At 68.5% G+C, this 10941-nt stretch carries 13 protein-coding genes and 1 pseudogene; 8 read left to right on the forward strand and 6 right to left on the reverse strand.

Annotated elements, in window-relative coordinates; translation table 11 throughout:
- The first annotated feature begins 109 nt into the window (after positions 1–109).
- Entirely contained in the window at positions 110–493 is a 384-nt protein-coding gene (locus ABZ281_RS19645) for a hypothetical protein (RefSeq protein WP_356657115.1), read from the forward strand.
- 134 nt (positions 494–627) lie between these two features.
- On the opposite strand, the gene ABZ281_RS19650 is transcribed toward ABZ281_RS19645, so the two are convergent.
- Positions 628–1155, reverse strand: a complete 528-nt coding sequence (locus ABZ281_RS19650; RefSeq protein WP_356657117.1) for a DUF6448 family protein — start codon at positions 1153–1155, stop codon at positions 628–630.
- A gap of 357 nt (positions 1156–1512) precedes the next feature.
- Here ABZ281_RS19650 and ABZ281_RS19655 point away from each other — a divergent pair, with 357 nt between their 5' ends.
- The 3 genes and pseudogenes from ABZ281_RS19655 to ABZ281_RS19665 form a co-directional block, all read left to right on the forward strand.
- On the forward strand, positions 1513–2289 hold the full coding sequence (locus tag ABZ281_RS19655) for a PspA/IM30 family protein (RefSeq protein WP_356657119.1): 777 nt from the start codon (positions 1513–1515) through the stop codon (positions 2287–2289).
- Positions 2286–2564 (forward strand): hypothetical protein, encoded by a 279-nt coding sequence (locus ABZ281_RS19660; RefSeq protein ID WP_356657121.1) that lies wholly within the window; start codon positions 2286–2288, stop codon positions 2562–2564. The genes ABZ281_RS19655 and ABZ281_RS19660 overlap by 4 nt, the downstream gene beginning before the upstream one ends.
- A gap of 5 nt (positions 2565–2569) precedes the next feature.
- A pseudogene (locus ABZ281_RS19665) lies at positions 2570–2665 on the forward strand (zinc metalloprotease HtpX); the annotation flags it as partial.
- A 102-nt stretch (positions 2666–2767) separates the two neighbouring features.
- Here ABZ281_RS19665 and ABZ281_RS19670 read toward each other — a convergent pair.
- The 3 genes from ABZ281_RS19670 to ABZ281_RS19680 form a co-directional block, all read right to left on the reverse strand.
- Positions 2768–3247: a MarR family winged helix-turn-helix transcriptional regulator gene (locus ABZ281_RS19670; protein WP_356657123.1), complete on the reverse strand. Its 480-nt coding sequence runs from the start codon at positions 3245–3247 to the stop codon at positions 2768–2770.
- Positions 3248–3258: 11 nt separating this feature from the next.
- Complete coding sequence (locus ABZ281_RS19675; protein WP_356657125.1) at positions 3259–4320, reverse strand: alkene reductase; 1062 nt, start codon at positions 4318–4320, stop codon at positions 3259–3261.
- A 76-nt stretch (positions 4321–4396) separates the two neighbouring features.
- Positions 4397–5302: an NADP-dependent oxidoreductase gene (locus ABZ281_RS19680; protein WP_356657127.1), complete on the reverse strand. Its 906-nt coding sequence runs from the start codon at positions 5300–5302 to the stop codon at positions 4397–4399.
- Between the two features lie 629 nt (positions 5303–5931).
- On the opposite strand from ABZ281_RS19680, the gene ABZ281_RS19685 reads away from it, so the two are divergent.
- Both ABZ281_RS19685 and ABZ281_RS19690 read left to right on the forward strand, forming a co-directional pair.
- Positions 5932–6165: a type II toxin-antitoxin system VapB family antitoxin gene (locus ABZ281_RS19685; RefSeq protein ID WP_356657129.1), complete on the forward strand. Its 234-nt coding sequence runs from the start codon at positions 5932–5934 to the stop codon at positions 6163–6165.
- Positions 6162–6569 (forward strand): PIN domain nuclease, encoded by a 408-nt coding sequence (locus ABZ281_RS19690; protein WP_356657131.1) that lies wholly within the window; start codon positions 6162–6164, stop codon positions 6567–6569. Before ABZ281_RS19685 ends, ABZ281_RS19690 begins: the two co-directional genes overlap by 4 nt.
- 897 nt (positions 6570–7466) lie before the next feature.
- Here ABZ281_RS19690 and ABZ281_RS19695 read toward each other — a convergent pair.
- Both ABZ281_RS19695 and ABZ281_RS19700 read right to left on the reverse strand, forming a co-directional pair.
- Entirely contained in the window at positions 7467–7958 is a 492-nt protein-coding gene (locus tag ABZ281_RS19695) for a type II toxin-antitoxin system VapC family toxin (protein WP_356657133.1), read from the reverse strand.
- Positions 7948–8217, reverse strand: a complete 270-nt coding sequence (locus tag ABZ281_RS19700) for a type II toxin-antitoxin system prevent-host-death family antitoxin (RefSeq protein ID WP_356657135.1) — start codon at positions 8215–8217, stop codon at positions 7948–7950. Before ABZ281_RS19700 ends, ABZ281_RS19695 begins: the two co-directional genes overlap by 11 nt.
- A 230-nt stretch (positions 8218–8447) precedes the next feature.
- Between ABZ281_RS19700 and ABZ281_RS19705 the strand changes: the two genes are divergently transcribed.
- Both ABZ281_RS19705 and ABZ281_RS19710 read left to right on the forward strand, forming a co-directional pair.
- Positions 8448–8840 carry a carboxymuconolactone decarboxylase gene (locus ABZ281_RS19705; protein WP_356657137.1) on the forward strand — a complete coding sequence of 131 codons (393 nt, stop codon included), beginning with the start codon at positions 8448–8450 and terminating at the stop codon, positions 8838–8840.
- A gap of 765 nt (positions 8841–9605) precedes the next feature.
- Positions 9606–10619 carry a hypothetical protein gene (locus ABZ281_RS19710; RefSeq protein WP_356657139.1) on the forward strand — a complete coding sequence of 338 codons (1014 nt, stop codon included), beginning with the start codon at positions 9606–9608 and terminating at the stop codon, positions 10617–10619.
- The last annotated feature ends 322 nt before the right edge of the window (positions 10620–10941 follow it).

Consider the following 10941-nt stretch of genomic DNA (forward strand, 5'->3'; position numbering starts at 1 on the left):
GGCTGGTCACGGCCTTCGGGGTCGGTCAGCAGCACGCCGTCGCGGCCGCTCGCCCAACCGCGGCGGCTGGTACAGCTGGGACCGCCTGGACAATGGCGGACGCCCGAGCGTGGAACGCATCGTCCCGGAGTGGCAGCTCCTGGAGCAGGACCAGCACCTGGACTCCCTGCCGAGCGGCGATGCCTGGTTCACCGTCGCGGTCCTGGAACCGGAGCGGACCCTGGTGCTGCGCTCGCAGACAAAACTCCCCTCGGGACGCCCCTTCGACGTGCGGTACGAGCCGCTGCCCAAGGCGTACATCGAATCGATCTGGGGTTTCCACCTCCGGCCGGAGCCCGGCGGAAGGACCCGGCTTATCGTCCGCGCGAGGGGTCGCAGCCGCCCGCGGCCCCTCACCCGGACCATGGACATCCTGTTCTGGGAACCCGCTCACCTGATCATGCAAACCCGCCAGTTCCACAACTTGCGCACGCGCGTCAATGCGACGGCATGAATCCGGGGAGGAGGCCGTGGCACCGCAACCGCGGACCGACCTCGACCTCGTGCGGATCCGCGTGGAACAAGGCGATAGGCGCGCCGTCCTCTGCGCCGGGGTTCATACGGCGGGGGCCCGGACTGTTCGTTTCCTTACGAGCGCCGGGTGGGTGCATGCGGGACGGCGATCGCCTGCTTGTACACGCGGTGCGCCCACACCTGCAGGCCGAGGCTGGCCTCCACGAACTCGCGGGCCGCATCAACCCCCTCAGTGGCATGCTCCTTGAGCCTCATGGCGCGTCCGTGACGCTCTTCCACCTGCTCACGGATGATTCCGCAGAGCGCCCCGGTCAGTTCGTCCGCGGAGCCGGCCTCGAGGGCACGCTCAGCAGCCGGGATCACCGGCCCGACATCGAGCCCGGCCGGCTTCAGTCCTGTGAAGGGAGCCCCTTCTCCGGATCGGTGTACGCGGACGACCGTCTCGAAGAACCAACGGTCGGCCACTTCCTGGGCCTCCCGGCCGTGCGTACGCGCCCTGGCCGTGAGACTGAACGCCTCGCGGACCTCTGGTTCCCCTTCTTCAGAGACGTAGGGCAGGACCTGGTCGACATCCCTTCCTTCCAGGGCTTTGCGCGCGGCCGTGACGACGGGACCGTCGAGAGAATCACAGTGCGGTGGCATCCCCGATCACCTCCCTTTGCGGCTCACCTCCATCATCGACCCGCCAGGCGCGAGCGTGAGAGGCACGACCGCAATCGCGTGGCGAAGGCTGAGGGCCGCCGTAGCAGCTCTCGCTCGCGATGGTGAGCCGGCCGGCCGTTCCCGCCCAGCCGGGCCGCACGCGCATCACTCCTCGCGCGGGAGGCGCAGGATGGGGATGCGGTGCCTCATGTCCGCAGCCGTTGCAGCCGTTGCAGCCGTGCCCTCGGACGCCGGGACCGAGGTTGCGGCCCGGACCACGTCGCCGGAGTCTGGAAGTGTCCCGCAGACGTCGCTGGACTGGCTGATTCCTCACCGATCGAGAGGAGGCAGGCCGCTATGACCAGCATCGCCCACCGCATAGCCACCCTCTTCCGGACGAAGGCGAACAAGGCCCTGGACAAGGCCGAAGACCCGCGGGAGGTACTGGACTACTCCTATGCCCAGCAGCAGGAAATGCTGCAGAAGGTACGACGTGGTGTGGCGGACGTGGCCACCAGCCGCAAGCGCATCGACCTGCAGATCAACCAGTTGCGCCAGTCCAGAGGCAAGCTGGAGGGACAGGCCCAACAGGCGCTCGGAGCCGGACGCGAGGATCTCGCCCGCGAAGCCCTGAGCAGGCGCACCGCGGTGGCCTCCCAGCTCACGGACCTGCAGACCCAGCAGGCAACGCTGCAGGCCGAGGAGGAGAAACTCACCCTCGCCTCCCAGCGCCTCCAGGCGAAGGTGGAGACCTTCCGCACCAGCAAGGAGACCGTCAAGGCCCGCTACACCGCAGCCGAGGCCCAGACCCACATCACCGAGGCCGTCACCGGCATCGGCGAGGAGATGGGTGATGTCGGCATGGCCATGCAGCGCGCCGAGGACAAGACCGAGCAACTGCAGGCCCGCGCCGGTGCGTTGGACGAACTGCTCGCCTCCGGTGCCCTGGAGGACGCCACCCTCCCCGCCGGCCGCGACGACATCCAGGCCGAACTCGAAGGCGTCACCGCGGGCCAGGACGTGGACAAGGAGCTGGCCCGGATGAAAGCCCAGCTCCCCGCGTCCGCGACCCCACCGGCCGTAGAAGGCAAGAGCGACGAGCAGGGCCCGCCGGATCAGGAGGCCACATCATGATCATGCGGATTCTCGGCGAGGGCCAGTACGAGATCACCGACGAACACCTCGGCCGGCTCAACGAGCTGGACGCCGCTCTGCAGTCGGCAGCCGACGCCGACGACGAGACGGCGTTCACCACCGCCCTGTCGGCCCTCCTGGACGCGGTTCGCAGCTATGGCACGCCCCTGCCGACCGAGACGATCACACCGTCCGACATGGTCCTGCCCGACGAGGACACCAGCCTCACACAGGTGCGGGAGCTGCTCTCCGGCGAGGGCCTTATCCCGGGGTGATGGCGATGCGCAGCCGATTCGAGCCCGACCGGCAGCTGACTGCCCGGATGCTGGTCACGATGTTCCTGCTCGGGCTGCTGTACGTGGCGTTCGTCGCGGCTCGTCGGTGTACCGGGCGAGGGCGTGCACCACTGTCCACTTCGCAGGAGACGCTGGAAACGATTCGCACTCCAGGCCGGAACCGGGGTGCAAGGCGAGGGGAGTTACTCGGACTCTTCCTGTGGAAGAGCACGGCTGTTGATCGCGTCGGCGATGGCATAGGCGGTGCGGACGAAGGACTCTGCCTGCTGCGCCGACAGGTTCAGCGCGGAGGTCTCCTCCAGGGCCCGCCACATGGCTGCCAGGGGCTCGCGCATGACACGGCCCTTGTCGGTGAGGTGGACAACCATGACGCGCCGGTCGTGTGCGGCCGGCTCGCGGACGAGCAGGCCGGCGTCCTGCATGCGGCGTAGGGACTTGGAGACGGTGGAGTGGTCCAGGCCGACGCTTTCGAGCAGCTCGGACTGGGTCTGGCCGTCCCGGTCCAGGAGATGCATCAGCAGCAGTTCCTGTCCGGGATGCAGGTCCATCTCGCGGAGCATGGCGGCGGCGCGGGCGCGGTGAGCGCGGGCGAGCTGGAAGATCGCGTAGCTCATCGGCCCCTCGCTGGCCGTGCTGGGGGTGCGGGGTGTCGGGGCGGGCATGCTTCGGTTCCTCAGACGGTGTGGGTGGGGTAGTCGGTGTAGCCGGCCACTCCGCCGCCGTAGAAGGTCGCCGGGTCGGGCGTGTTCAGCGGCGCGTCAGAGCGTAGCCGCTCGACCAGGTCCGGGTTGGCAAGCGCGAGGGCGCCGACGGAGACAAGGTCGGCCGTGCCGTTGTCGACGTCCTTGGCGCGGGTGGGCAGGTCGGTGCCGGCCCGGTTGAGGATCAGCGTGGTCGGCCACAGCGCGCGCAGGGTGCTCAGCAGTTCCTCGTCGCCCGCGTGGAGGATGTGGAGGTAGGCGAGGCCGAGCGGGCCGAGGGCGCGCAGGAGCGCCGGATACAGCTCGTCGGTGTCGGACTCGGCGATGTCGTTGTAGGGGTTGCCGGGGGAGATGCGCAGGCCGGTGCGGTCGGCACCGATCTCGTCGGCCACGGCAGCGGCGACCTCGACGGCGAAGCGGATGCGGTTGTCGATGGAGCCGCCGTATCGGTCGGTGCGCTGGTTGGTGTTGTCGGACAGGAACTGGTGCACCAGGTAGCCGTTGGCGCCGTGGATCTCCACGCCGTCGGCGCCTGCCGCGACGGCGGCCGCTGCAGCGCGGCGGAAGTCCTCGACGGTCGCCGCGACCTCCTGCGTCGACAGAGCACGGGGCGCTGGCATCTCCTGGGGCCCGGACGCGGTGAACATCGCGCCCTGCGGCCGAATCGCCGAAGGAGCGACCGGCTGGCGCCCGTGGGGGGTGTTGTCGGGGTGGGCGATACGTCCGGTGTGCATCAGCTGGATGACGATCCGGCCGTCGGCCGCGTGCACGGCGTCAGTGACCTTGCGCCACCCCGCGATCTGCTCATCATTGTGGATGCCGGGGGTGAGGAGGTAGCCCTGGCCGTCGGTGGAGGGCTGGGTTCCCTCGGTGATGATGAGCGCGTGCGAGGCCCGCTGGGCGTAGTACTCGGCGTTCAGCTCGGTCGGAACGCCTTCAGGCGTGGAGCGGTCACGGGTCATGGGGGCCATGACCAAGCGGTGGGGGAGGGAGTTGCCACCGACGGTGGTCGGTGTCCACAGGGCGTTCAGCATGAAGGGTCCTTCGGTGCAGTGATGAACAGGTGTTCTCGGGAAAGCGAAGGCGTGGCGGAAGAAGGGGTGGGCGTGATCAGTCGAAGGTGAGGACGAGCTTGCCCCGGCCATGCCCGGCGTCGCTGACCTGCTGGGCCGTGGCGGCCTGGGCGAGCGGGTAGGCGGTGACGGTGGTGACGACCTTGCCGGTCGCGGCGTCCTGCGCCAGCGCGGCCAGGCGGGCGGCCGAGCGTTCCTGGCCACCGCTGGAGAAGGTGATGCCGAGCTGGTGCGCGCGGAAGTCGGCGATGGTGACAATGCGCTCGGTGGCGCCGCGCAGGGCGATGGAGTCCTCCAGGGCTCCCTTCCCGGCCAGGTCGAACACCGCGTCCACGCCGTCGGGGGCGAGGGCCCGGACCCGCTCGACCAGGCCCTCGCCGTAGAGGGTCGCGGTGGCGCCGAGCGAGGTGAGGTAGTCCTGGTTGGCGGGGCCGGCGGTGGCGATGACACGCGCTCCGCGGGCCGTGGCGAGCTGGACCGCCAGGGTGCCGACCGCTCCGGCCGCGCCGTGCATCAGTACGGTCTCCCCGGCGGCGAGGCCCAGTAGGTCCAGGACCCGCTCGGCCGTCTCGCCCGCCACCGGCAGCGCGACCGCGTGCTGCCAGTCGAGGCCGGCGGGCTTGGGGGCCACGGTGGTGGCCAGCGCGTACTCGGCGTACGAGCCGGTGTCCGACCAGCCCAGCACCTCGTCGCCGACCTGTACGTCCTGCACGCCCTCACCCAGGGCGTCCACCACGCCGGCGAGCTCGGCACCGGGGACGGCGGGGAGTGGCGTGGGGAACGCGGCCTGCATCGCTCCGGAGCGGATCTTGCCGTCCAGCGCGTTCAGCCCGGCCGCCTTGACGCGGACGCGGAGCTGCCCGGGGCCGGGCTGCGGGATCTCGATGTCCGCCTCGTGCAGCACTTCCGTGCCTCCGAAACGGTCGAACAGGATGGCTTTCATGACGACTCCTCTCGTGTCGCCACCACCCCATTTAGGTGGCTGGACACATAACCAACATAACAGCAAACATGTGGCTAGCCAAGCATTTACTGTTGCTCGGCCGTGCAAGATCGGGCGCGGGTGTGTTCGGTCCCCTCGGGGTGGCGGTCGAAGTGGGAGGTGCCCCGCTGGGGCGCGCCTTGCGTGGCCAAGGCTCGCCTCGACTGGAAGCCGGACGACCGGGCCGGCGAGACCCTGGCGGTGCGCGGCAGTTTTCTTGTTCAGGGCCCGGGTTGGCTCGCGTTTGGCCGCCTGGGCAGCCTCCGGCTTTGCTTCCCTTTCCTCAAGTCGCGCCAAGCGGCTCGGTGTTCGCCTGTTCCAGGCGGGCGAGAGGCCTGGCGCCCCGTGCGGGCCGACCTGGTTGCGGAGTCCAGGCAGTCAGGGGTGGTGCTCCACCCCGGTACTCGGTGTGGAGCGCCATCGCATGGGGGGCGTCCGCTGCCTTGTGCTTACCCTGCTGGCACAGTCTCCACGGTGCGAGGGGAAGCACACCTCCTCCGGCGGCTGCTTTTGGGCGGTGGCAGCGGGGGGCAGCGCTCATGTTGGTGATGTATCTTGATGGCATACATCGCGGATACTGGAGGTGCTCGATGTCCGTCACGCAGATTGATCTCGATGACGAGGCGCTCGCCGAGGCTATGCGGCTGATGGGCGTCACGACGAAGAAGGAGACGGTCAACGCGGCCCTGCGGGACTACGTGGCCCGGATCAAGCGCATCGAGGCCGCCGAGAAGCTGGCCGCACGCGGTGCACGTGGCGAGTTCGAGCAGGCCGCGTCGGCGCATGACGCGGGCAAGCGTGCCCGACGCGAGGCCTTCGAGTGATCACCTACCTGCTCGACACCTCCGCCCTGTGGCACCTGTTCCGCACCCCCGGAGCTCTGGCGCCCTGGGAGGGGCACATCGCCGCCGGGGTGTTCCACCTCTGCGAGCCGACACGGGCCGAATTTCTCTACTCGGCAACCAGTCCGTCCCACCGGGACGAGCTCGCGGAGGAGTTGGACGCACTCTGCCTGCTCTCTCTCGTTCCGAAGAATGCCTGGCGTTGGGTCGATACCGCCCAGTACAAGCTGACACGGCAGGGTCAGCATCGTGCGGCAGGAGCGATTGACCTGTTGGTGTGTGCGACCGCGGTCCACCACGGGCACACCGTCCTCCATGTGGACAACGACTTCGCGACGGTCGCCGGAGTACTCAAGGAACTTCAGCAGCGAGACGTACGCGCCTGAACTCTGGGACCGCTTCCACGTTGTCGGTCCGCTGGCCTCCTTTGGTGATCGAAGCCCAAGTCACTGTTCCAGGGTCACTGCGTCACCGTCCCCACCGATCGCAGACCGGGCCCTGCGGGTCCCGAACTCCTTGGTGACCGAGCCGATCGAACGGCCGCTGGGCAGCAGCAGCTGAACCGCATCCCGTGCGCCCGCTGAGCTGGAGCGACGTCCGGGATTGCGTATCGGGCGGCCTTCAAGGAGCGTCAGGGGCCATCGAGGGGCCACAAGGACAGGAGCACATCAGCAAGCACCGCACAGGACTGACATTGACCAGCACGTCTGACCTGGAAAAACATCATGTATGGGCGTTGATCGGCAAGGACCGCCAAGATCCCCAAAGGACTCATAATCCGTCGGCCGTGGGTTCGAGTCCCACCCGCCCCACCTTTGCAGGCTTCTGACCTGCGGAAACGTTCCTTTTGGGTGCCGGATCGTCAGTCTTGCCTGAACGGACGGAGTCCGCTGCTCGTGAGTTTGGGGTCGGTTCGGGCGGCGTTAGCTGATACGGCGTCTGGCCTGCACAAAGGTGGGCAGACGCGTAGTCGACGGGACCCGCTGTGCTGGGTCGGGCGGCGGTAGTGCCACGAATTGAGGCCATCCTGAGGCCGCGGGTAATGGGAAGGGGGCTGCGGCCCGGTCGGTGCTCGTGGGGCAACGCGTTCGATGTGGCGGTCGGTGGGGTGGTCGAAGGCGGGCCGGGCGGTGCGGACGCGAGGGAACGGCGCACGGGTGTGCGCTCCGCGTCAGCCGCAGTGGGCAGTGGTGGATCAGGCCCGTGCGCCCGACGGTCGCGGGCAGCGGGGTGGTGCCCGATGGTCGCTGGAGGCGGTCTCTGACGCGTCGGCTGCACGGACGTCAGACACACCCGGGGAGGGGTGTGGTGACGTCCTGATGGTCGTGGAGCACTTTGGGGCGGGTGACCGGCACGATGGTGAGCAGGTCGTGCAGGCCTTTGAAGTCGTCGGGGTTGGTGGTGAACAGGGGTAGGCCCTCCGCGATGGCGATGGAGGCGATCATCAGGTCGGCGATACGACGCCGGGGTTGGCGACCCGCGCTGACGACGGCGGCGCAGACGCGGCCGTAGATGCGGGCGGCTTCCGCGTCGAAGGGGATGGGGTCGAACTCGTTCTCGGCGCGCTGGAGGATGTCCGTGCGGCGGGCGCGTTCGGCGTGTTCGTCGTAGTCGTCCTGCTCGGCGTTGCCGCGGACCTGGTGGGGGCCTGCGGAGAGTTCGGCCAGGGTGATGGCGGTGATGGCCATCTCTGCGGGCAGTTCCTCTGGGTTGATCCACTTGCGAAGGATCATGATGTTGGTGTCGAGGAGTCCTTGTCGGTGCTCACCGGGCATAGGGGTCGTCCGGCTCCTGCTCGGCGGTGGCGTCCTGGTCGACGCGGAAGGCGTCCAGGGAAATGTCCGGGGCGGTGCGGGACATGGCGGCGAACTCGCCGCGCGGGACGAAGCGCCGGCGTCGGCGCAGGGGGATCAGTTCGCCGATGCGGTGGCCGTCGCGGGTGACGGTGAAGGATTGGCCGCTCTGGACAGCGTCCATGATCTGTTTGGATTTGGTGCGCAGGTCTCGTTGGGTGATCTCGGGCTGGGCGGTCATGGCCCCAGGATAGCCTGGTGTGCTACCAGGTGCCACGACGTGGCACTCCGGGAGTCTGGCGAACGTTTGCGTGCCCGCCACTCCGCGGGAGCGCCCACGGTTCAGTCGGTCACTTCGGCTGCCAGGAGGGCGGCGACACCATCACATCCGCGATGAAGCGCATGCGCCGCAGCTGGCGCTTGCTTCCGCCTGCTGATCCTCTTCACGACACCATCAGGAGACGGCCTGCCATGGCCACAACGTCTGAAACCCCGGTACTGGACACCCTCGCCGCGATGACGGTCGACTCGGTTGAGCGGTGCGGGCTGGCCCCGGGCATGTCCATGCTCACCCGCATAGCGGCCCTCGCCGCTTCGGACGCTCCGCCGATCTCCTGCGTCGCGCACATCGACCCCGCCCTTCAGGCCGGCCTGACTGTCGGCCAGGTGCAGGATGTCCTGGTCGCGATCGCCCCCATCGTGGGCACAGCCCGCGTCATGACGGCAGGAGGCAACATCGCCAAAGCACTCGGCATCGCGATCGCCGTCGCTGACACAGAGACAGAGGCCAAGGGTCAGGGCAAGGGCCGAGTGCAGAGACGTCGCCCGAGGTCTGGAGCCACCAGCCGCGCCCGGCATCGATGATCGGCGCGGCCGACAGCTGAACAGGACGTGGCGCATCCCGTGCCACCGCTCAGATAGTCCAGTCTTACGACGGCAACGAGCTCTCCGTCCCGGCCTAACCCTGCCCCGACTCGGGAGGCCTCCATGGCGTGGTGGCGCCGTTCATCGGTGGCGAGGGCCTGGTTCCGTGCGGATCTGACCTGCTGGCTTTCTCACGCAGGTACGAGGACAGGGCGGCCGTTCTTTCGCAGCCCGTCGGCGATGCGCTGCCGCCCGGCTGCGATCCGCTGTTCCTGGATGTCCTGGCCTGCGACAACGGCCACAGAGGCTCCGCCTTGACATTCGGGGCGGACCCACGGTCGGTCATGCGGTTTCCGTGATGCATGGAAAGCGGAGAGTAGTGAATGAGGTTAGCGTGACGTCAACCGTTGAGTGATCGTCGGTCCGATCCGCGCCGGTCGTTGCCGCGGAGAGGCTGCCATGGCCGAAAAGAGAATGCTCATGCACTTTGTTTCCCGCCGTACTCGCGTCAGCAGGGCCGTCGTAGCGGCGTGCGGTCTGTCGGCGTTGCTCGCCGCCTCCGTGACGGCCGGCTCCGGTGCTGCTGCCGCCGAGCCGCATCCCTCTGGGGACGGCCCCTCCCCCGGGGGCGCGGTCATCACACTCAGGACCGCCAAGGTCGGCGCGCCCGGTAATCCTTCGGTGGGCATTCTCCCGTTCAAGGACGCCCTGTACCACTCGTGCGCCGAAGCTCCTTCCCCGAGCAAGTGTCTGACAGTCGGGGGCGTGCGCCATCGCTACGAGATCGGGCAGCTCGAAGTCACCGTGAAACAGTGGGTGGCGTTCCTGAATACGGCCGATCCCGAGGGACGCAACCGTCTCGGTCTCTATGACGAGACCGAGAGCTCGTCGGCATGGCCGAGGTACGGCCAGATCAACTTCTCCCGCAGCGCCGACATGGGCAGCCACTACTCGGTGGCCTTTCCGGAGTGGGCGGACAAGCCGTACGGCTTCGCAGACTTCCTGAGGGCGGCACGCTTCGTCAACTCGCTCTACAACGGCCGACTGATCTCCAAGCGGTCCAGCAGCAACGGCCGCTTCAACTATGTCACTTATCAGGTCAGACTATCGGCGCGGACCGAGCGCGGGATGTACGACTTGGCCCAGCCGAATACGACCCGAGCCCACCGCTCGGGCTTCGTCCTGCCAAGCCAGGACGAATGGATCAAGGCGGCTTACTACGACCCGCGCGGCGGCGGCACCTACTCCTACTGGAAGTACCCGACCAACCCGGGAGTCTTCGGCGACGGAGACGCGACCGCCCCCAACCCCACCGTCCTCAACCCGGCCACCGGCGATGTCACCAACGCGGCGACCCAGCCACTGGCCTCGTACCACGCGAGCGGAAAGCCGGCACCGAGCTGGTGCCCGGGACAGCTGCAGCCCGAGGACTGCTCCACCGTCAACCCATTGGGACTCGACCCCAGCACCTATGCCGAGGTCTACCAGGGCAGCCTCAGCACGGTCGGCGGGGCGAGGACCACCTCGCCGTGGGGCACTCTCGATCAGGGTGGCAACGCGGTCGAGTGGACCGACACGATCACGGCGCCCCCCTCCGGACGGAGCTCCCTGCGGGTGTGGCGGCGGCTCCACGGCGGAATCTCCAACGCACCGGCCTTCCAGATGTGGCCCTCCGCTGTCGGGCTGCAGCCGCAGGACAACGTGTTCTACAACCACACCTATCCGTGGCTGGGCATCCGGATCGGGGTGATCGGCGATCTGAAGCCCGGCAAGTCCTAGCGGACCTGCGTGAATGCGCCGGAGCGTGGTGGGGGAGGAGCTCAAGAGCGGCCTCAGCGAGGAGGAGCTCAAGAGCGGCCTCAGCGAGGAGGAGCTCAAGAGCGGCCTCAGCGAGGAGCAGGAGCGTAATTGAGGACGCTGTGAGGACGCAGGTACCGCGAAGTCTGCCTTCGAGGTCACCTCGAGGGCAGCGTGCACGGTGCGGGCCCAGTGCCATGGCTGCGCCAACTGGCCCGGGCTGGCGTGGTTCGACGCCATCCCCACCACCTGGGACGAGAGCCGCACCCTCGCCGGCTCGATCGGCCAGTACGTCGCGGTCGCC

It is taken from the genome of Streptomyces sp. NPDC006265, from assembly GCF_040613555.1.
GTDB lineage: Bacteria > Actinomycetota > Actinomycetes > Streptomycetales > Streptomycetaceae > Streptomyces.